General features: G+C 67.8%; 18 protein-coding genes. 3 read left to right on the top strand and 15 right to left on the bottom strand.

Going from position 1 to position 21,005, the window contains the following annotated elements; genetic code table 11:
- Positions 1-80: 80 nt before the first annotated feature.
- From E3O50_RS06190 to E3O50_RS06140, 11 genes are all read right to left on the bottom strand, one after another.
- Complete coding sequence (locus E3O50_RS06190) at positions 81-1,568, bottom strand: GAF domain-containing protein (protein WP_174774632.1); 1,488 nt, start codon at positions 1,566-1,568, stop codon at positions 81-83.
- 86 nt (positions 1,569-1,654) lie between these two features.
- Positions 1,655-2,776, bottom strand: coding sequence for a 3-dehydroquinate synthase (aroB, locus tag E3O50_RS06185; protein ID WP_134449464.1), 1,122 nt, complete (start codon positions 2,774-2,776; stop codon positions 1,655-1,657).
- Positions 2,769-3,329, bottom strand: coding sequence for a shikimate kinase (locus tag E3O50_RS06180; RefSeq protein WP_322135774.1), 561 nt, complete (start codon positions 3,327-3,329; stop codon positions 2,769-2,771). The genes aroB and E3O50_RS06180 overlap by 8 nt, the downstream gene beginning before the upstream one ends.
- A gap of 13 nt (positions 3,330-3,342) precedes the next feature.
- The gene (gene aroC, locus E3O50_RS06175) at positions 3,343-4,563 is read right to left on the bottom strand and encodes a chorismate synthase (RefSeq protein ID WP_134449463.1); all 1,221 of its coding nucleotides are present in this window, start codon (positions 4,561-4,563) and stop codon (positions 3,343-3,345) included.
- Positions 4,564-4,626: 63 nt separating this feature from the next.
- A complete protein-coding gene (gene mltG / locus E3O50_RS06170) occupies positions 4,627-5,994 on the bottom strand; it encodes an endolytic transglycosylase MltG (protein WP_241975432.1) in 1,368 nt (455 codons plus the stop codon).
- A gap of 2 nt (positions 5,995-5,996) precedes the next feature.
- Entirely contained in the window at positions 5,997-6,503 is a 507-nt protein-coding gene (gene ruvX / locus E3O50_RS06165; protein WP_174774631.1) for a Holliday junction resolvase RuvX, read from the bottom strand.
- Between the two features lie 3 nt (positions 6,504-6,506).
- Complete coding sequence (gene alaS, locus E3O50_RS06160; protein ID WP_134559872.1) at positions 6,507-9,161, bottom strand: alanine--tRNA ligase; 2,655 nt, start codon at positions 9,159-9,161, stop codon at positions 6,507-6,509.
- A 57-nt stretch (positions 9,162-9,218) separates the two neighbouring features.
- Positions 9,219-9,452, bottom strand: a complete 234-nt coding sequence (locus E3O50_RS06155) for a hypothetical protein (protein ID WP_134449459.1) — start codon at positions 9,450-9,452, stop codon at positions 9,219-9,221.
- Between the two features lie 112 nt (positions 9,453-9,564).
- Complete coding sequence (locus tag E3O50_RS06150; protein WP_134449458.1) at positions 9,565-9,939, bottom strand: DUF948 domain-containing protein; 375 nt, start codon at positions 9,937-9,939, stop codon at positions 9,565-9,567.
- Between the two features lie 140 nt (positions 9,940-10,079).
- The gene (gene rpsD / locus E3O50_RS06145; protein WP_134449457.1) at positions 10,080-10,709 is read right to left on the bottom strand and encodes a 30S ribosomal protein S4; all 630 of its coding nucleotides are present in this window, start codon (positions 10,707-10,709) and stop codon (positions 10,080-10,082) included.
- A gap of 256 nt (positions 10,710-10,965) precedes the next feature.
- Positions 10,966-12,360 (bottom strand): replication-associated recombination protein A, encoded by a 1,395-nt coding sequence (locus E3O50_RS06140; RefSeq protein WP_134559870.1) that lies wholly within the window; start codon positions 12,358-12,360, stop codon positions 10,966-10,968.
- A gap of 110 nt (positions 12,361-12,470) precedes the next feature.
- Here E3O50_RS06140 and E3O50_RS06135 point away from each other — a divergent pair, with 110 nt between their 5' ends.
- From E3O50_RS06135 to E3O50_RS06125, 3 genes are all read left to right on the top strand, one after another.
- Complete coding sequence (locus tag E3O50_RS06135) at positions 12,471-13,283, top strand: peptidylprolyl isomerase (RefSeq protein WP_134559868.1); 813 nt, start codon at positions 12,471-12,473, stop codon at positions 13,281-13,283.
- 85 nt (positions 13,284-13,368) lie between these two features.
- Positions 13,369-14,601 (top strand): DUF349 domain-containing protein, encoded by a 1,233-nt coding sequence (locus E3O50_RS06130; RefSeq protein ID WP_134559867.1) that lies wholly within the window; start codon positions 13,369-13,371, stop codon positions 14,599-14,601.
- A gap of 105 nt (positions 14,602-14,706) precedes the next feature.
- Positions 14,707-15,321, top strand: coding sequence for a hypothetical protein (locus E3O50_RS06125; RefSeq protein WP_134559865.1), 615 nt, complete (start codon positions 14,707-14,709; stop codon positions 15,319-15,321).
- On the opposite strand, the gene E3O50_RS06120 is transcribed toward E3O50_RS06125, so the two are convergent.
- The 4 genes from E3O50_RS06120 to yajC all read right to left on the bottom strand — a co-directional run bounded on the left by E3O50_RS06120 (position 15,308) and on the right by yajC (position 20,952).
- On the bottom strand, positions 15,308-17,578 hold the full coding sequence (locus tag E3O50_RS06120; protein ID WP_134449452.1) for a bifunctional (p)ppGpp synthetase/guanosine-3',5'-bis(diphosphate) 3'-pyrophosphohydrolase: 2,271 nt from the start codon (positions 17,576-17,578) through the stop codon (positions 15,308-15,310). The genes E3O50_RS06125 and E3O50_RS06120 overlap by 14 nt on opposite strands.
- Positions 17,579-17,707: 129 nt before the next feature.
- Positions 17,708-18,724 carry a protein translocase subunit SecF gene (gene secF / locus E3O50_RS06115; RefSeq protein ID WP_134449451.1) on the bottom strand — a complete coding sequence of 339 codons (1,017 nt, stop codon included), beginning with the start codon at positions 18,722-18,724 and terminating at the stop codon, positions 17,708-17,710.
- Complete coding sequence (secD, locus tag E3O50_RS06110; protein WP_134449450.1) at positions 18,724-20,442, bottom strand: protein translocase subunit SecD; 1,719 nt, start codon at positions 20,440-20,442, stop codon at positions 18,724-18,726. The genes secF and secD overlap by 1 nt, the downstream gene beginning before the upstream one ends.
- Before the next feature lie 63 nt (positions 20,443-20,505).
- Complete coding sequence (gene yajC / locus E3O50_RS06105; RefSeq protein WP_134449449.1) at positions 20,506-20,952, bottom strand: preprotein translocase subunit YajC; 447 nt, start codon at positions 20,950-20,952, stop codon at positions 20,506-20,508.
- Between the last annotated feature and the right edge of the window lie 53 nt (positions 20,953-21,005).

Genomic DNA, 21,005 nt, shown 5'->3' with positions numbered 1-21,005 from the left:
TTCTCTCCTCGTCGACGACGTTGTCGGTGGGGTCCGCCTGCTGCGGACCTGGCCCGAGCGTACGCGGAGGGACCGTTGCGTCAGGGTTGCGGGAGGTTGCGCCCGCCACCCGGGGCGCCGGTTTCGGCGAGGTCCGCCTCGATCTTCGCGAGGCGAGCGACGACGGATGCCCGTTTCGGCGACCGGGGCGGCAGCAGTTCCAGGCACGCGCGCCAGACCTCCTCGTCCCAGGCCGCCTCGTCGCTGCGGGCGTACTCGAGGAGCAGGTCGGGGCTCGCGTCGCTCAGCAGCGCCTGCCGCAGCCGGGAACTGATCTCCGAGCGGATCTCGACGATGCCGGGGGCGACGGAGGCGGGCAGCAGCGGCCCGCGGTAGGTGCCGAGCGCCACCCGGTGGGCGCCACGTTCGAGTAGGGCGAGCACGCGTTGCGCATCCAGCTCGACCGGCGAACCGAGACGGTACGGCCGGGAGGCGATCGAGATGGGCGGGGCCGTCCCGTCGAGGACCTTCCGCAAGCGAACCATCTCCGCGCGCAGGTTGTCGACGGAGTTCGACTGGTCGCTCAGCAGCTGGGACAGCCGGTCGGCGGTGAGGCCGTCCCGGTACCAGGCGAGCAGGGTCAGGATCTCGGCGTGCCGCGGACTCAGTTCGAAGGACCCGAGGCCGTTCTCGAGGAACCCGGTGTCGCGCCCGAGCACGGACACCCGCGCATTCGTCGGGCGTCTCTGGGTCGTGGGCGGCGGCGCCTGCGTGAATCCGGCGACACGCACGATCGCGCGATCGCGCGGGCCTCCGTGCCCTGGTCCGTTGTCGTTTCGATCGCGGAGCCGCTGGATGCGCAGTTCGGCCTCCATCGCCCAGGCCGCGGCCTCGACGAGCGGAAGGGTCTGCGGACCTACGGCGTCGTCCCCTCCCGTGACGTCGATGACGCCCAGGATGACGCCGGAATCGGGGTCGTGGATGGGCACGGCCGTGCAGCTCCACGAGTGCGCCAGCCGGTTGAAGTGCTCCGCCCGCTGGATCTGGATTCCGTGATCGAGCGCGAGCGCCGTCCCAGGGGCACTCGTCCCGACCCGGCGTTCCGACCAGTCGGCTCCCTCGACGAACAGCATGCCTTCCGCCTGGCGCCGCACGGTGCGGTCGCCGTCGATCCAGAGCAGCCTGCCCGACTCGTCTCCGATGGCGACGATGAGACCGGACTCGAGCGAATGCCGGATCAGGAGGTTCTGGACGACAGGAAGCACCGCGGAGAGCGGATGCCGGTCGCGCAGCTCCCTGAGCGCGTCGGACGACAGTTCCGGCTCGGGTGCCGGGCGGGCGGGATCGATCTGCAGTGACAGGGACCGTTCCCAGGATTCCTGGACGAGCCTGCGGACTCCGCCGCGGGCATCCGCGTGACTGGTCGAATCGGCGTGGGCTTCCGCGCCGAAGCGCGGAAAGAGGCGGGCCGGCCCCGCACCTGCTCCGGCACCGAATGCCGAGCCGAATGCGGACTCGTGCGCCCTGGCCAGTTTCAGCACGACATCCCGAACGGGTTCGCCTGTCGACCCCACGGTCCACTGGTTCACTGTCTGTCCTCCGATCGACTCTGGTCGGCGACCGGGTCGCTGCCCGCTCAGGGCATCATTCTAGGACCCATTCCTCGACGACGACGCTAGGAGCCGATTTCCTGGTACGCGGCGAAGAGCAGCGACGTGTCGGGGCCCTCGAGCACCGTCGGCTTGCCGATGTCGTCGAGAACGATGAAACGCAGCATTCCGCTGCGGGTCTTCTTGTCGCGTTGCATCGTCGCAAGCAGGGTGTTCCAGCGGCCGACCGGGTAGCTGGTCGGCAGGGTGAGCGATTCGAGGATGCTGCGGTGCCGGTCGGCCGCCTCGTCGGACAGCCGTCCGCTCAGCCGGGCGAGCTCCGCGGCGAACATCATGCCCACAGAGACCGCGGCGCCGTGCCGCCAGCCGTACCGTTCGGCGTGCTCGACGGCGTGGCCGAGGGTGTGCCCGTAGTTGAGGATCTCGCGCAGGCCGGATTCCTTGAAGTCAGCGCCGACGACGCGGGCCTTCATCTCGATCGCGAGTTCGAGCACGCGGCGGAACTGCGGCGTCTTCGGGTCGGTCACGGCCGCGACATCCGCTTCGACGATGTCGAGGATCTCGGGCACCTGGATGAAGCCTGCCTTCACGATCTCGGCGAAACCGGCGAGGATCTCGTTGCGGGGCAGGTCGTCGAGGGTGTCGAGGTCGCAGATCACGGCGGCGGGTGCGTAGAAGGTGCCGACCAGGTTCTTGCCTTCGGCAGTGTTGATGCCGTTCTTGCCGCCGACGGCGGCGTCGACCATGCCGAGCACGCTCGTCGGGAGCTGGACGAGGCGAACGCCGCGCAGCCAGGTCGCCGCGACGAAACCGGCGAGGTCGGTCGCGGCTCCGCCGCCGAAGCCGATCACGGCGTCCGTCCGGCTGAAGTCGGCCTGGCCCATCACCTGCCAGCAGAACGCGGCGACCTCGACCCGCTTGGCGGCCTCGGCATCCGGGACCTCGGCGATGAGCACCTCGTAGTGCGCGAGCAGGCCCTCGCGGAGGGCGACGGCGCGAGCGCCGAGCGTGGAGGTGTGCACGATGAGCACCTTGCCGACCTTCGGGCCGAGCTGTTCCGCGACCTCGGAGAGCAGTCCCCTGCCGATGATGACCGGGTAGCTGTCGGTTCCGGACACCGTGATGACGGTCGTCCCGGTCGTCCCGGTGGTCTCGGTGGTCTCGGTGGTGTTGTGAACGTCAGTCATGCGTGTTCTGCCCTCTCTGGGTCCAGGCCACGACATCGTCGGCGATGGAGTCCATCTGGCGATTCGAGGTGTCGATGTGGAGACCGGCAAGCTCTTCGTAGAGCGGGCGGCGAAGTTCGTAGATGCGGATCCAGTCGGAGAGCCCGCCAGCAAGCAGCGGTCGTTTGCCGCCCTTGATCCGGCCGGCGACGGCCTGCTCCGTCACGCTCAGGTAGACGACCCGGCACCGGGCGAGGTCGGCGCGGGTACCCGGATCGAGCACCGCTCCCCCACCGAGGGAGACGACGGCCCTGGTGGCGAGGGCCTGGCCGACGGCGATCCGTTCCAGCGCGCGGAAGTGTCCTTCGCCGTACCGGCTGAAGAGGTTCGCGATGGACCCGTGTCCGGAGACCACGAGCGCGTCGGTGTCCACGAACGGAACGCCGAGCACCCGCGCCACCCGCTTGCCGACCCTGGTCTTTCCGGCGGCCATCGGCCCGATCAGCACGAGCGGGAAGTCCGGGAGGTCACCGTCCCCTGCCGGTTCCGGCACGGCGGGCAGGTCCGCTGTCACAGTGCCGCCGGGATCACAGCGAGGCGTCGCTCGACGCGCCCGTCTTGAGGTTGCCGGGGATGTGTGCGAGGTAGGACTCCAGGTTCCGCCTGGTCTCGTCGATCGAGTCTCCGCCGAACTTCTCCAGCACCGAGTTGGCGAGAACGAGCGCGACCATGGCCTCGGCGACGACGCCTGCGGCAGGAACGGCGCAGACATCCGACCGCTGGTGGTGGGCGGGGGCCGCCTCGCTCGTCGTGACGTCGACGGTGCGCAGTGCCCGGGGGATCGTCGCGATCGGCTTCATGCCTGCCCGCACCCGCAGCACGGTTCCCGTGCTCATGCCGCCCTCCGTACCGCCTGCGCGGTCGCTGACCCGCTGGATGCGGCCGTCGGACTGCACGAGCTCATCGTGCGCGTGCGAACCGCGGCGGGTCGTGGTGAGGAAGCCGTCCCCGACCTCGACGCCCTTGATCGCCTGGATGCCCATCAGGGCCGCCGCGAGCTGGGAGTCCAGTCGCCGGTCCCAGTGCACGAACGAACCGAGACCGGGCGGCAGGTCGTATGCCAGCACCTCGACGACACCGCCGAGGGTGTCTCCGTCCTTGTGAGCCTGGTCGACCTCGGCCACCATCAGCGCGCTGGTCGCCGCGTCGAAGCAGCGCAGCGGGTCGGCGTCGAGCATCCCGACGTCGTCCGGGTGGGGCAGCGGAGCGTCTTCGGGCACGCGCACGGGCCCGATCGACAGGGTATGGCTGACCAGGCGGATGCCGAGCTCGGCGAGGAACGACCGTGCGACGGCACCGAGGGCCACCCGTGCGGCGGTCTCGCGAGCACTGGCCCGTTCGAGGACGGGCCTGGCTTCGTCGAAGCCGTACTTCTGCATGCCGACGAGGTCGGCGTGACCCGGCCTGGGCCGGGTGAGCGGGGCGCCGCGGCCGCGGGTGCTCTGGGCTTCGCCCGGCGCCGTCTCGACGGGGTCAGCGCTCATGACCTCTGACCACTTCGGCCACTCGGTGTTGCCGATCCGCAGCGCGACGGGCCCGCCGAGGGTGAACCCGTGCCGGACACCGCCGGAAATGGTGAGATCGTCCTGCTCGAACGTCATCCGGGCGCCCCGGCCGTAGCCGAGTTTGCGGCGCGCGAGATCGAGGCGGATCGAATCGAGTGTGACCGGGATCCCTGCGGGCAAACCCTCGACAATGGCGATGAGTTCGGGGCCGTGGGACTCTCCTGCGGTGAGCCAACGAAGCATGCCCACTATCCTTCCACAGGCTTTCCGTGGTTCTCGCGCTCAGGAAGCGGGGGTGTCGTGCGCTCAACCATATTCGGGGTGGTCCTTCATCCAGGCCTGCCATTGGGCGACACCGGCTTCGTGTTCGGCTGCGGTCGTCGAGAAGATGGTCTCGCCGGTGTCGAGGTTCCAGGTCACGAAATACAGCCAGGTCCCGTCTGCGGGGTGCAGGGCTGCGTTGATCGCGAGGTCCCCCGGGTTCGAGATCGGGCCGACCGGGAGTCCGGGGTGGACATAGGTGTTGTATGCGTTGCCCGCGTCGGCGCGTTCGGCATCCGTCGTCGTGACGACGTTCGTGTGGCCGGTGCCGTATGCCACCGTCGCGTCGGACTGCAGCAGCCCGCTCTCCCACTGAGCCGGGTCGAGCCGGTTGAGGAACACCCGGGCGACCTTGGGGTAGTCGGCGGCGAGGCCGGCCTCCCGCTGGATGAGTGCGGCGAGCACGATGGTCTTCCACCGGTCGGCGGGCGCGACCCCTGCGGAGTCGAGGGCCTGGAACTGGCGGTCAACGAGGGTCTTGAGCGCGTCCTTCGCGGTGATGCCCGGAGCGAAGGTGTACGTCGCGGGGAACAGGAAGCCCTCGAGGGTCGTGGCCTCTGCCGGAAGGCCGAAGGCCGCGACATCGGTGGACGCCGCCTGGAGGTCGGCGAGCGGGAGGTTCGTCCCCTCGCTGACCAGTTGGAGGATGTCCGCCTCCGCCGTTCCTTCCGGGATCACGACGGTCTGTTCGAGCTTGCTTGCAGGGTCCTGAAGTGCGGTGAGCGCGGCGCTCGCGCTCATCTTCGTCATGAGCTGGTACGCGCCTGGCTGGAAGACCGGAGCGGGGGTGACCTTCAGCAGCAGCTTGTAGAAGGCGTCGTAGCTCTTGACGACGTCCTGGGCCACCAGCGTGTTCGCCACGTCCGATCCGGTCTCACCGTCATGGATCATGACCACGACCTTCGTCTCGCCAGACCCGGAGTAGTCGGCGGGACCGGCGAGGGTCGCCTGGAGCTGGGAGATCGGGCCCTGCAGGGCGAAGAAGGCCCCCGCCACGAGCGCCACCAGCACGACGAGGGCGATCAGACAGCCCCACGCGCCCTTGCGACGCCGCTTGGGCGGTCGCGGTGGCTCGGAGCCGAGTTGGGAGCGACGGCTCGATCGTGAGGTCGACGGAGCCTGGGCGGTCGTGCGGAGCGACCGGCGGGTGGGGAAGTCACCGCCGTCGGAGGCCCCTGCGTGGCCCGGCTCGCCGGACGCCGTCGTCCCGGCGTGCGGAGCCAGCAAAGATGCCCAGGGATTGACCGGGGTTTCCTCGCCGGGAGCAGGAGTCGGAGGAGTACCGTGCGCGTGGGGCGCCGCTGAGTTCCGGCCTGCCGGGTCGTCCCGGGGGTCGAGCGGTGGGTGGGACACGATCAGGACCCTTCGATCGGGGCGGCTGGCGACGGTGGCGTGGCGGGAACGGCCGGCACAACGGCAGAACCTGGCGGATGCCCGAGACCGCGTTCGGTGTCGAGAGCATGCTGGAGGATGATGGTGGCCGCTACCTGGTCAATGACCGGGCGCTGTGTCTTCGCCTTCCGGCCTGCCGTGCGGAGGACTCCCTGGGCGGCGACGGTCGAGAGCCGTTCGTCGACGAGGCGCACGGGAACGGGAACGGCCAGGGCGAGCACCTCCGCAAAGCCGACGGCGTCCTGTGTCGACGCGGTGTGGTTTCCGGACAGGGCGAGCGGGAGGCCGACGATGACCTCCATTGCGCCGAGATTCTGGACGACGGCGATGATGCGGGCGACATCGGTGACGCCGTTCCCGTCCCGGGGAACGGTTTCGACCGGGGTCGCGAGCATGCCGTGCGGGTCACTCATCGCGAGACCGATCCTGGCCTTGCCGACATCGACTCCGACCCGCACGCCATGCCGCATTCTTCAGCCCGCGATCGTGGTGCGGACGGCGACGAGGGCGCTCGCGATCTTGTCGACGTCGGTTCCACCGCCCTGGGCGAGGTCGTCCTTGCCGCCGCCGCCGCCGCCGAGGATGCCGGCGACGAGCTTCGCGAGGGCTCCGGCGCGCTGGCCCGTCTCCCGCGCTGCAGCGTTGGTGGCCACGATGATGACTGGCTTGTCGTCGACGACGGCCGCAAGCGCGACCACCGCAGGGTCGGAGCCGAGCTGCGCCCGGGTTGCCGTGACCAGCATCCGCACCTCATCGGGAGAGTGCAGGGTGCCGAGGTTCTCGGCGACAAGGCGTACTGCCCCTGCGCGCTGGGCGGTCGCGACGAGTGCGGGGACGCGCTCGGTCAGCGCTTTCGCCTCGAAAGCCGCGATCTTCTTCTCCGCGGCCTTGAGGCTCGTGAGCAGCTCGCCGATGCGTTCGGGCAGTTGTTCCTTGGGAGTCTTGAGGTTCGCGGTCAGCTGGGAGACGATCGCCCGCTCAGCAGCGAGGTCCCGGAAGGCCTCGAGGCCGACGAGGGACTCGACGCGGCGGTTCGTGGACCCGACCGAGGCCTCGCTGACGAGGTTGATCATTCCGATCTCGGCGCTCGAACCCACGTGGGTTCCCGCGCAGAGTTCCCGTGACCAGGGTCCGCCGATGTCGACGACGCGAACCCGGTCGCCGTACTTCTCGCTGAAGAGCGCCATGGCCCCGAGTGCCTTCGCCTCGGCGAGGGGAAGCTCACGGGTGACGACGGGCAGGTTGTCGCGGATCGCGTTGTTGGAGATCTCCTCGATCTCGCTGCGGGTCGCGGCAGAGAGCGCCTGGTTCCAGGAGAAGTCGAGACGGAAGAATCCGGCCTTGTTGTACGAGCCGGACTGGTGCGCGTTCGGGCCGAGGACCTGGCGAAGTGCCGCGTGCAGCACGTGGGTTCCGGAGTGCGCCTGCCGGGCGCCGCGTCGCCAGTCGGGATCGACGACGCTCGTCGCAGGGTCTCCGACGCCGACCTCACCGTTTGTGACGTGCACCTTGTGGCTGATCAGGCCCTTGACGGGCTTCTGAACGTCGAGGACCTCGAGCTCGTAGCCGCGGCCGACGATGAGGCCGGCGTCGGCCTCCTGACCGCCGGACTCGGCGTAGAGCGCGGTCTCGGCGAGGATCACTTCGGCGATTTCGCCCGCGACCGCCTTCGTGACGGATGCGCCGTCCACGATGATCCCGAGCACGCTGGACTCGGTCTGCAGTTCCTCGTATCCGGTGAACACCGTCTCGCCTGACGCGCGGAAGGCGCTGTAGACGGAGAGGTCGGCGAGGTGGGTCTTCTTGGCCTTCGCGTCCGCCTTCGCCATCGAGCGTTGCTTGGCCATCAGGGCGTCGAATGCCGACCGGTTGACGCTCAGCCCGGCTTCTTCCGCCATCTCGAGGGTGATCTCGATCGGGAACCCGTAGGTGTCGTGCAGCAGGAACGCGGTGTCCCCTGGCAGTTCGGTCTTCTTCGCCTTGATCGTCTTCGCGACCGCGACGTCGAGGACCGTGCTGCCGCTCGCGAGGGTGCGGAGGAAGGTCTCCTCCTCGGCGTATGCGCCCTGGCTGATCCTGGCGTAGTCGCCGTGGACCTCGGGATACGCGCTCATCATGGCGTCCCGCGCGGCGGGGAACAGTTCGGGGAAGGTCGCGACGTCCACGCCGAGCAGGCGCATGGCGCGTACCGTGCGGCGCATCAGCCGCCGGAGGATGTAGCCGCGACCCTCGTTGGACGGCGTGACGCCGTCGCTCATCAGCATGAGCGAGGACCGCACGTGGTCTGCGACGATGCGCATGCGTACGTCGTCGTCGTGCACGGCGCCGTAGCGGCGTCCGGAGAGGGCGGCAGCGAGGTCGAGGACCGGACGGACCTGGTCGATCTCGTACATGTTCTCGACGCCCTGCTTGAGGAAGGCGACACGTTCGAGACCCATGCCGGTGTCGATGTTCTTCTTCGGGAGGTCGCCGAGGATGACGAAGTCGTTCTTGCCGGTCCCCTCGCCCCTGAGGTACTGCATGAAGACGAGGTTCCAGATTTCGACGTACCGGTCGTCGTCCGTCGCCGGGCCGCCGTCGGCACCGTACGCGGGGCCGCGGTCGAAGAAGATCTCGGAGCAGGGGCCCGCTGGGCCCGGTTGGCCGGTAGACCAGTAGTTGCTGTCCATTCCGAGGCGCTGGATGCGGTCCTCCGGCAGGCCGAGGGCGCGCCAGTAGCGGAACGCCTCGTCGTCGTCCTGGTAGACGGTGACCCAGAGGTCCTTCTCCTCGAATCCGTAGCCGCCGTCGGCCTCAGACGTCGTCAGGAGCTCCCAGGCGTAGCCGATGGCCTGTTCCTTGAAGTAGTCACCGAAGGAGAAGTTGCCGTTCATCTGGAAGAACGTGCCGTGGCGGGGTGTCTTGCCCACCTCTTCGATGTCGTTGGTCCTGATGCACTTCTGCACACTCGTCGCACGGGGATACGGCGCGGGGACGAGGCCGGTCAGATAGGGCACAAAGGGCACCATCCCGGCGACGGTGAACAGGAGGGTGGGGTCGTCGCTGACGAGTGACGCCGACGGTACGACGGTGTGTCCGCGGTCGGCAAAGAAGTCGAGCCAGCGCCCGCGAATTTCAGCAGTCTGCATGGGTTCCGTAGTTCGTTGAAAATGAATAGGCGAAAAAGTAGCGAGGGCTGAGCGGGCTCAGGGGCGGGTCGTTCCGCCGAGCGCATCCGTTCCGGCGTCGGCGACGTCGCCGAGCGCGTCGCGCAGCTCGGCTTCGCGCTTGCGGTAGCCATCGGAGATGGCCTCGCCGAACTCGCGGGCCTTGGTGTCGAGGTCACTGAAGAACAGCTTGCCCTGACGGGTGTTGTTGGCTTCATGCGCGATCAAGAATCCGATGCCGACCCCGATGACCAACCAGATGAAATTCTTCATGACAAATGCTCCCTGAACGGTGTGGAGACCCTGATAAGAAATGCGCGATGGCCGCGCGTGTGGTGCGGCCGGCGTATCCCGGACTCGACCAGCCTCTTTCCAGCGTAGCCGACTACCCGCGCCGACGGCCTGCGCGCGTCGGGGATGCGGCGCGGAAACCCGCCCTGACGGCGGCGGAGAAGCCTGCGAGTTTGATGAGCGGTCCGCCGACGGTCGCGGCGAACAGTGCGACGAGTGCCGAGACATTGCCCGTCACGTCCGCGACGTTTCCGGTGATCGTGTCGACCCTGGCCAGCTGTTTGTTGGTTTCCTGCAGGGTCGTCGTGGTTTCGGAGAGGAGCGGCGTGACGTTCTGGCTCAGCTCATGGATGGCCAGGGTCGTCTCATCGAACACCCGGCCGAGCTTCAGCAGCGGGACCGCGAGGAGCCCGACGAGAACGGCAAACACGACGGCGGCGGCGAGGCCCGCGATATCTCCACCTGACACTGGTGACTCCATCCATTCCGAGAGGGGCATGCATTGGCACCCGGCGTGCTGCACCGGTTAACGCACGAAGCGGACCACCCCGTGGGGGTGATCCGCTCTCCAGCGTAGTTCAGATGCCGTCTGACGACGGGCAGGGGAACCTAGCGGGCTGCGTAGTACTCGACGACGAGCTGGACTTCACACGTCACGGGGATTTCGATGCGCTTCGGGCGACGCACGAGGCGGGCCTGCAGCTTGTCGATCTCAACCTCGAGGTACGGCGGGAGCTTCGGGAGCACGTCGACGTGTCCGCCGGCAGCGGCGACCTGGAACGGTTCCATGCCCTCGCTGCGAGCCTTGACGTGGATGAGCTGGCCCGGCTTCACGCGGAAGGAGGGGCGGTCGACGAGCTGGCCGTCGACGAGGATGTGACGGTGCACGACCATCTGGCGGGCCTGAGCTGTCGTGCGGGCGATTGCCGCGCGAACGAGGAGTGCGTCGAGGCGGGTCTCGAGGATCTCGACCAGGTTTTCACCGGTCAGGCCCTGGGCGCGACGAGCTTCTTCGAAGGCGATCTTGAGCTGGGCTTCGCGGATGCCGTACTGGGCCCTTAAGCGCTGCTTTTCGCGGAGACGCACGGCATAGTCGGAATCGGTCTTGCGCTTGGTGCGACCGTGCTCGCCCGGAGCGTACGGACGCTTCTCGAGGTAGCGGGCGGCCTTCGGGGTCAGGGCGATGCCCAGGGCCCGCGACAGGCGGGTCTTACTGCGGGTACGTGACTTGGTAGACACGGTGTCCTTTCAATGGAACGAGCAACAGAAAAGGTGGAATCCAGGGCGCCCGCACGTGAGCAGGCGTCATGGGAGATCAGAGGGGTGTGCCACGGGGTGCCCGGCTACAGGGCTCCCTCTCCAACCTGGAATCGGACGCAGCCGCATACCGATGCCAGTTGTAGGCCTCAAAAGAATACCACACCGGACCCCGGCGGCCGTGCCGGTGCGGGACGGGGCGCGGGAGTGCATTCGGCCCTGTCGCGCGCGCCCGCCGTCAGTCGCCGCGGATGATCCGGCGCAGCTTGCCGAGGCGTGCCGAGACTTCGCGTTCGTTGCCGTGTTCGGTGGGTTGGTAGTAGCGGACCGCCTTGAGTTCGTCCGGCGGATACTGCTGCTGCACGACTCCGACGGTGTCGTCGTGCGGGTAGCGATAGCCCTTGCCGTGCCCGAGTCGTTTGGCGCCGGCATAGTGGGCATCGCGCAGGTGCTTCGGCACCCGGCCGGTTTTGCCGGCGCGGACGTCAGCGATCGCCGCGTCGAGCGCCATGTACGCGGCGTTGGACTTGGGTGCGGTCGCGAGGTGCACGACGGCCTGGGCGAGCGGGATCCGCCCTTCCGGCATCCCGATCAGCTGCACGGCGTCGGCTGCGGCGACCGCGATCACGAGGGACTGGGGGTCCGCCATGCCGATGTCCTCCGAGGCGAGGACGATGATGCGGCGCGCGATGAACCGCGGGTCTTCCCCCGCCTCGATCATCCTCGCGAGGTAGTGCAGGGATGCGTCGACATCCGATCCGCGTACCGACTTGATGAAGGCACTGATCACGTCGTAGTGTTCGTCGCCGTTGCGGTCGTAGCGCAGCAGCGCCCTGTCGACGGCGAGGGCGACTGTGTCGCTCGTGATGACCGGGCGAAGGTCCGGCTCCGGCGCTTCGGGATCGACACCGTCATCGTCATCGTCATCGTTCACGGTGCCCGATGCTGACGTCCCTGACAATGCAGAGACGGATGCCGCCTCGAGCGCCGTGAGCGCACGGCGGGCGTCGCCGGAGGCAAGCCTGATGATCGTGGCACGGGCGTCCGGTTCCAGCACGAAGCGATCGGCGAGACCCCGGGCATCCGTCACGGCCCTGTCGATGACGACCCCGAGGTCCTCGTCGCTGAGCGTTTCGAGGGTGAGCAGGAGGGACCGGGACAGCAAGGGCGCGATCACGGAGAAAGAGGGATTCTCGGTCGTCGCGGCGACGAGGATGATGACCCCGTTTTCGACCCCGGGCAGCAGTGCGTCCTGCTGGGCCTTGCTGAACCGGTGGATCTCGTCGAGGAAGAGCACGGTCGACTGTCCGTAGAGGTCGCGGCTCGTGCGCGCCTCCTCCATCACCTGCCGGACGTCGCGCACGCCGGCGGACACGGCGGAGAGTTCGACGAAACGACGGCCGGAGCTGTGCGCGATCGCCTGGGCGAGGGTCGTCTTCCCGGTGCCCGGCGGACCCCAGAGAATCACCGAAACCGCGCCGCGCTCCCCCGACTTGTCACTGGCCAGGCTGACCAGGGGCGAACCTGGGGTGAGAAGGTGCCGTTGGCCGGCGACTTCAGCGAGGGTCGTCGGGCGCATCCGTACCGCGAGGGGTGTTGCGCCGCTGCGCAGTCCGGGTTGTCCATCGACCATGCCTCAAGCGTAGTTCGCACCGCTGACACCGGCGTCCGAGCTGCGGTCCTCTCGTTGTAGAGTTCAAGCTGGTTGCGGAACGAGTCCGCGCGGATTCCCGGAGGACAGCCGTGGCAGCGAACAAGAAGCAGGATCGCGACGAGCGCGAGGCCCGCATCCGGGTTCGCGCATACCAGGCACGCCGGGCTGTTCACGACCACCAGCAGTCCCGCCGCCGCAGGGACAACATCGTGGCAGGCATCGCCGTCCTCGTCGTCGCCGTGCTCGCCGTCGTCGCCCAGGTCTACTTCTTCAACGGCGGTCCCGGCACCCCGGCGCCGAGCTCCTCCGCAACGGCAGCACCCACGGCCACACCGTCGGCGACCCCGACCGCTGCGGCCGGCGCGAACACCGGAACCGTCCCTCCGAGCACGCTCGCCGAGGGCCGCACCTGGACGGGCACCCTCGGCCTCAACGGCATCAACCTCGGGATCGAACTCGACGGCGCGGCGGCCCCGCAGGCGGTCTCGTCCACGATCAGCCTCGTCCAGTCCGACTTCTACTCCGACCTGACCTGCCACCGCCTGACGACCTCGGGCATCTACGTGCTCCAGTGCGGCGACCCGGCAGGCGACGGCTCAGGCGGCCCCGGATACAGCTATGGGCCCGTCGAGAACGCGCCGGCAGACAACGTCTACCCGGCGGGATCGATCGCGATGGCACGCCAGAGCGCCAATGGGTACAGTCAGGGCAGCCAGTTCTTCATCCTCTACGAAGACTCGACCATCCCGGCGGATGCCGCAGGCGGCTACACGGTGATCGGCCATGTCACGAGCGGGCTCGACCAGGTGAAGGCGCAGATCACGGACGCCGGAGTCGCAGACGGTTCGACGGACGGCGCCCCCAAGGTCACCACGTTAATCAGCGCCTTCAGCGTCCAGTAGTTCCAGCCGTCCGGGCCTTGCAATAGGCTTGACCGGGTATTGGCCCAGTGTGGGCACACACACATCGACATCTAAGGTGAGACTCTTGACTACGACAGATCAGCAACCATGGGGTCGCGTAGACGAATCCGGCACGGTTTTCGTGCGCGAAGCGTCGGGCGAACGCGCGGTTGGCCAGTATCCTGACGCGACGCCGGAGGAGGCCCTGGCCTACTTCGAGCGCAAGTACGTCGAACTCAACGGACAGGTCACCCTTCTGGAACAGCGCGCCAAGGGCGGCGCACCGGCTGCGGACATCGCAAAATCGGTCTCGCACCTCGCGAAGACCGTTGCGACCGCCAACGCCGTCGGCAACCTCGCGGCCCTCGTGGAGCGCCTCGGCGCCCTCGGCGGCGCCGTCAGCGAACTCACGGAGCAGCAGGGTGCCGAATCGAAGGCCGCCGCAGTGGCCGCCGTCGCCGAACGCGCCGCGATCGTCGAGGAGGCCGAGGCGCTCGCAGCAGAAGACCCGGCCAAGACGCAGTGGAAGCAGACAAGCGCAGCCCTCGACGCACTGTTCGCCAAGTGGCAGGCGCACCAGCACGATGCCCCTCGCATCCCCAAGGGTGAGGCCAACGAGCTCTGGAAGCGTTTCCGCGCTGCACGCACGACCATCGAGCAGAACCGTAAGGCGTTCTTCGCCGAGCTCGACACGGCGCACAAGGACGTCCGCAACCGCAAGCAGCAGCTCATCGAGCAGGCGGAGGCCCTCGCGCCGAAGGGCGCAGACGGGATCCCCGCCTATCGCACGCTGCTCGACGAGTGGAAGCTCGCCGGCCGCAGCGGCAAGAAGCAGGACGACGCCATGTGGGCGAAGTTCAAGGCCGCCGGCGACGTGCTGTACTCCGTCAAGTCTGAGATCGACGCCCAGGACGACGAGGAATTCGCTGGGAACCTCGTCGAGAAGCTCGCGCTCCTCACCGAGGCCGAAGCGCTCCTCACCGAAACCGACCGCACCAAGGCCCGCACCGCACTCAGCTCCGTGCAGCGCCGCTGGGACGCGATCGGCAAGGTTCCCCGCGACTCCGTCAAGGTCGTCGAAGATCGCATGCGCAAGGTCGAAGCGGCCGTCCGCAAGCTCGATGACGATCACTGGGTGCGGAACAACCCGGAGACCAAAGCGCGTACGGAGGGCCTCGCCGGCCAGCTGCACGACGCGATCGCCAAGCTCGAGGCCGAACTCGCGACCGCAGAGGCAGGAACCGATGCCCGCGCGATCACGGAAGCCCGCGAGGCGCTCGAGGCCCGCAAGGCGTGGCTGAAGGCCATCGGCCAGTAGGCCGCAACCCGCGGAGTCCGTCCACAAGCGACGGGGCTCCGGCAGCTGTCCACAGATGCCGGAGCCCCGTCGCTTTCGTGTACTCCCGGGGCGCACCCTGTCCAGGTGCCCATCCGACTCCCCGACGTCCTTTCCCCGCGCGATCTCCCCCTCGCAGAGCTCTCGAGCCTGTGCCTGGACGGAGAGCTGTTCCGCGTCGGCGACTTCTGGAGCCCGGTGGACCTCGCGGAAGACCGGGACCAACGGGCGCGGTCCCTCGCCCTCCTGGTGCCGGCCAAGGCGATCGCGGAACGGCTGACCGCCGCGTGGATCTACGGCCTCGCTCCCGAGCCGGGGCGCCACCAGTTCTGCGTGCCCATCACGGCGCGGGCGTACTTCCCGCCGTCACCGCGTTTCGGCGTCCGCGAGGTCGCCTGTGACCTCGAGAACACGATCCGCGTCGGCGCCCGCACCGTGCGCAGGGACGGTATCCTGCCGGGCGGCCTTCTCGTCACCCGGCCGCTGCGCACCGCACTCGACCTCGCGCGCTGGCCTCCCCCGGAGTCTCCCGCCCCGTCAGCCCTGATCGGTGCACTGCTCCGCCTGGCCGGCCACCCGGACACCTCGGCGGCGAGGCGCGCCTGCGCCATCGACCGCCTCCCGTACACCCACAGGGCGCTCGTTCAGCTCGATGCCGCGGAAACGGCCATGAAGGCGCTCGGAGCGCCTACCCGTCGTTGACGCGGTAGACGTCGTAGACGGCGTCGATGCGACGCACGGCGTTGAGTACCCGGTCCAGGTGGGTCGTGTCGCCCATCTCGAAGACGAAACGGCTGATCGCCAGCCGATCGCTCGAGGTGTGCACGGTCGCGGAGAGGATGTTGACGTGATGCTCGGAGAGCACCCTGGTCACGTCCGACAGGAGTCCTGAGCGGTCGAGGGCCTCGATCTGGATCTGGACCAGGAACAGGCTCTTCGACGTGGGGGCCCAGTCGACCTCGATCATCCGCTCCGGCTCCTTGAGCAGCGACTGCACATTGCGACAGGATGCCTGGTGCACGGAGACTCCGGCGCCGCGAGTGATGAAGCCGACGACCTTGTCTCCCGGAACCGGGGTACAGCAACGGGCGAGTTTGACCAGGATGTCCGGGGCGCCGCGGACGAGGATCCCGGAGTCGCTGTTGCGCAGCGTCTGGGTGCGTCCGTTCGGCGCGAACGGCAGATCGGTCGCATCGCTCTCCTCGACGCTCTGCAGGGTCGCGACGACCTTCTCGAGCACCGACTGCGTGCTGATGTGCCCCTCGCCGACGGCGGCGTAGAGCGCGGAGACGTCCTCATATTTCATCACCGCTGCGACCTCGGCGAAGGAGTCCTGGTTCATCAGCTTCTGCAGGGGAAGGTTCTGCTTGCGCATCGCGCGGGCGATGGCGTCCCTGCCCTGTTCGATGGCCTCGTCGCGGCGTTCCTTGGTGAACCACTGCCGGATCTTGTTGCGGGCCCTCGGGCTCTTGACGAAGTTGAGCCAGTCCTTGCTCGGCCCCGAGTCCGGGTTCTTCGAGGTGAAGACCTCGACGACGTCACCGGTGACCAATGGGCTCTCGAGGGGCACCAGCCGCCCGTTGACCTTGGCACCCATGGTGCGGTGGCCGACCTCTGTGTGCACGGCGTAAGCGAAGTCGACGGGGGTCGCTCCCGTCGGCAGGCCGATCACCCGGCCCTTCGGGGTGAAGACGTAAACCTCTTTGGCGCCGATTTCGTAGCGCAGCGAGTCCAGGAACTCGCCGGGGTCCGCGGTCTCGGCCTGCCAGTCGGAGATGTGCGCGAGCCAGGCCATGTCGGTGTCGCTCTGCGGGCCGGGCCCCGAGCTCTTGCCCGTGGTCTGTTCCTTGTACTTCCAGTGCGATGCGACGCCGAACTCGGCACGCTGGTGCATCTCCTGGGTGCGGATCTGGATCTCGACGGCGCGACCGCTCGGGCCGAGCACCGTCGTGTGCAGGGACTGGTAGAGGTTGAATTTGGGTGTGGCGATGTAGTCCTTGAACCGGCCGGGCAGCGGCGTCCAGCGGGCGTGGATCGCACCGAGCACGGCGTAGCAGTCCCGAACCGAGTTCACGAGGACACGGATGCCGACGAGGTCGTAGATCTCGTCGAATTCGCGTCCCCGCACGACCATCTTCTGGTAGATCGAGTAGTACTGCTTGGGCCGGCCGGCGACCTTGCCGCGGATGCGCGCGGCCTTGAGGTCTTCGACGATCGCGTCGATGACGTGCTGCACGAACTCCTCGCGCTGTGGGGTGCGCTGCTTGACGAGGCTTTCGATCTCGGCGTAGAGCTTCGGATACAGGACCGCGAAGGACAGGTCTTCGAGCTCCCACTTGATGGTCTGGATCCCGAGGCGGTGCGCGAGCGGGGCGTAGATCTCGAGCGTCTCCGTCGCCTTGCGCACCGCGGACTCTGCGGGAACGAATCCCCAGGTGCGCGCGTTGTGGAGCCGGTCTGCGAGCTTGATGATCAGTACCCGGATGTCCTTGGACATCGCGACGATCATCTTGCGAACGGTCTCGGCCTGGGTGCTGTCGCCGTACTTGACCTTGTCGAGCTTCGTCACGCCGTCGACGAGCATCGCGATCTCGTCGCCGAAGTCGGCGCGCAACTGGTCGAGGGTGTACTCGGTGTCTTCGACGGTGTCGTGCAGCAGGGCGGCGGCAACGGTCTTCGGGCCGATGCCGAGGTCTGCGAGAATCTGGGCGACGGCGACCGGATGGGTGATGTACGGTTCTCCGCTGCGGCGCACCTGACCCTCGTGGGCGCGTTCCGCCGCGGTATACGCGCGCTCGATGATCGACAGGTCGACCTTCGGGTGGTGCATCCGCACGGTCCGCAGCAGGGTGTCCACGGCGCCGACCGGCTGGGCGCGGGAGAAGATCCGCGGAACGAGGCGTCGGAGGGAAGCGGCGGGCAGCGGCGCGTTCGGTGGCGGTGTCGTCGTTTCCGTCATCTCACACCTCGTTCGCGAGCGCCCGGCCATTCCCGGGCATCCAGCAATTATCGCGCCTTTTTCGACCGCTCCGTGCCGCTCCCCTCGAATTAGCCGGGGAGCGGCGCTATTGGCGGTGATCCGGTGCGGCTAGACGGTGACGCGCACGTCCGTCTTCGGCGCGGAGGACGCCTTGGCGCGCAGGGCGAGCGCCTTCTTGTCACGCTTGCGCACTCCGGGTTCCATCGTGCGGAGCTGGGCGTACAGCGGAGATGCGATGAAGATGGTCGAGTACGCGCCGGCGATGATACCGATCAGGAGCGCGAGCGAGATGTCGCGCAGCGTTCCCGCCCCGAGCACGAACGCGCCGATGAAGAGGATCGAGCCGACCGGGAGGATCGCGACGACGGAGGTGTTGATGGAACGCACGAGCGTCTGGTTCACCGCGAGGTTGACAGAGTCTGCGAAGGTCCTGCGCGATTCCGGTCCGTCTTCGCGGGTGTTCTCTCGGATCTTGTCGAACACCACGACGGTGTCGTAGAGCGAGTAACCGAGAATCGTCAGGAACCCGATCACCGCGGCCGGGGTGATCTCGAACCCGGTGATCCCGTAGAACCCGGCCGTGATGATGAGGTCGTGCAGCAGCGCGACCATCGCGGCGAGGGACATCTTCCAGGTCCTGAAGTACAGGGCCATGCCGATCGCGGCGAGGACGAGGAAGATCCCGAGGCCCCTGAGTGCCTGACCGGTGATGTCAGCACCCCACGACGGGCCGATGAACGATGCCGTGACCTGCTCGGCGGGCACGCCGTACGCGTCGGCGAGTGCTGTGCGCATCTGCCGGGTCGCGTCGCTCGACAGCTGGTCCGTCTGAATGCGGATGCCGGTGGTGCTGACGTTCGACACCTTCGGGACCGCGGAGGGCTCGATGCTCGTCACGGCCTTGACCGCGAGCGACTGGTCCTGGGTCGCGACGTCGCTCACGACGAATTCGGAGCCGCCGGTGAATTCGATACCGAAGACGAAGCCGCCGCGAAGCTGGGGCACCACGAGCGCGATCAGGATGGCGATACCGGCCAGGGAATACCAGACCTTGCGACGCCCGATGATGTTGAAGGAGCGCTTGCCGGTGTGCAGGTCGTTGCCGAACTGGGAAAAGCTCGCCATTAGGAATCCTTCCCGTCGGTCGACCGATCCGAGGAGGATCCGACGAGTTCTGATGCTTTCCGCTCGGCGATCGTCTGGCGCTTCGCGGCCTCACGGCTCGCGGACGACAACTTGGCGGAGGCGACCTCGTCTGAGGGTCGGAACTTCGCCCTCCCCCGGTAGGTGGCTCCGAGAGCCCTCGGGTCCAGGCCGCTGAACCGGTGGCCCTCGTTGAAGAAGCGGGTCTGGGCGAGCAGCTGCAGGACCGGGTGGGTGAAGAGCGCAACGACGACGACGTCGACGATCGTCGTGAGCCCGAGCGTCAGGGCGAAGCCCTTCACGTTTCCGACGGCGACGATGAAGAGCACGCCCGCGGCGAGGAAGTTGACCGCGTCGGAGGCGAGGACCGTGCGGATGGCGCGCTTCCAGCCCGCTTCCACGGCCGATTCCAGCCCGCGGCCGTCGCGCAACTCGTCGCGCACTCGTTCGAAGTACACGATGAACGAGTCCGCCGTGATTCCGATGGCGACGATCAACCCCGCGACACCGGCGAGGGAGAGCCGGTAGCCCTCACGCCAGGACAGGATCGTGATCAGCAGGTAGGTGATGACGGCGGCGACGACGAGCGACGCAACCGTGACGAAACCGAGCAGTCGGTACTGCAGTAGCGAGTACAGGACGACCAGGATGAGTCCGATCAGGCCGGCGATGAGGCCGCTCACGAGCTGGGTCGAACCGAGGGTCGCCGAGATCGTGTCCTGGCTCTGCACGGTGAAGCTCAGCGGCAGGGCTCCGAACTTCAGCTGGTCCGCGAGAACCTTCGACGATGCCTGGTCGAAACTGCCGCTGATCTGGGCGTTGCCGTCCGTGATCACGGCGAGGGTGCGTGGCGCGGAGATGACCTTGCCGTCGAGCACGATCGCGAACTGGTTCTGCACGCCGGTGAGGCCGCTCAGCCGGGTGCTGACCGTCGCGAAGTCCTTGGTGCCCTGATCGTCGAACTTGATGTTGACGACCCACTCGCCGGTGGTGGCACCGGACTGGGTCGTCTTCTGGCCGTTGGTGGCGTCGGAGACGTTCTCGCCGCTGACCTCCACCGGCCCGAGGATGTACTTGACCGAACCGTCTGTCTCACAGGTCACGAGCGGCTGGTCGGCCGGTGCGACGTTGGAGGTGTCGATGGTCGAGCAGTCGAAGGCGTCGTACTGCGCCTGGAGCGCCGGGGTCACCCAGCTGAGATCGCTGCCGTTCGTCGGTACGGCCGTCGGCGTGCTCGACAGGCTCGGGTCGACCGTGGCTACCGGAGTCGGCGTTGCGGTGCCGTCGGCGCCGACAGCTGCCGTCGACGGGGCGGCGGCGACCAGGACCGGGCGGAACTCGAGCTTCGCGGACGATTCGATCCGGTTGATGGTTGCGTCGTCCGGGATTCCCGGGATCGACACGACGATGTTCTGGCCGCTCGTGTTGATCTCCGCCTCGGAGACACCGGAGGAGTCGATGCGCTGCCGGATGATCGACACCGCCTGGTTCAGCTGCTCCTGGGAGACGGACTGACCGGACTCGAGCTTCGGCGCGAGGATGATCTGCGTGCCACCCTCGAGGTCCAGGGCCAGCTTGGGCGCCCAGGACCCTCCGGCGGTGAGGACACCGAAGAGGTTGACTGCGACCAGGCCGATGACGATCACCCCCAGCCACGTCAGGGAACGCCAGGCCTTCTTGGCCGGAGTCGACTTTGCCACCTTGGAACTCAGCTTTCTATACGCGTGCGGGCGCCACAAGGACGCGAGCCGGGCGAGGGTTGGTTACGCGTCGCCCTTGGTGGGGTCGCTCTTGGTCGAATCGGTTGAGGGGGCCTCGTCGGCAATGCGCTCACCGAACTCTGGTTCGCCCAGGAGGATCGCGTCGTCTTCATTGAGCCGGGCCGCGCGCGCGTCGTCGGTCGACGACTCGAGTTCGGCATCGGCTTCGTCGGCGGACTCGTCGGTGACGGCGGGCTCGACGACGCGGGAGATCGCCTGGCGGTGCATCTGGACGACGGTTCCGGGAGCAATCTCGAGCTCGACCTTGTTTGCTTCCTCGTCGATCGACAGAATGGTTCCGTACATACCGAAGTTGGTCATGACGTTCGCGCCCGCGACCATCTGCGACTGCAGCGACGCCTGTTCCTTCTGGCGCTTGCGGCCGTTGCGGAACATAAAGAACACCAGCAGCGCCAGTACGGCGAGCATGACGAGAGTCAACGGATCCATAGTGCAGCAAAGCCTTTCAGTTGCGGCGCGGTGGCCGAAGCGTGTGCGTACAT

Source organism: Cryobacterium sp. MDB1-18-1, assembly GCF_004402735.1.
Taxonomy (GTDB): domain Bacteria; phylum Actinomycetota; class Actinomycetes; order Actinomycetales; family Microbacteriaceae; genus Cryobacterium; species Cryobacterium glucosi.
The sequence above is the reverse complement of the archived record's forward strand: the minus strand, read 5'-3'. Positions and strand labels throughout refer to the sequence as shown.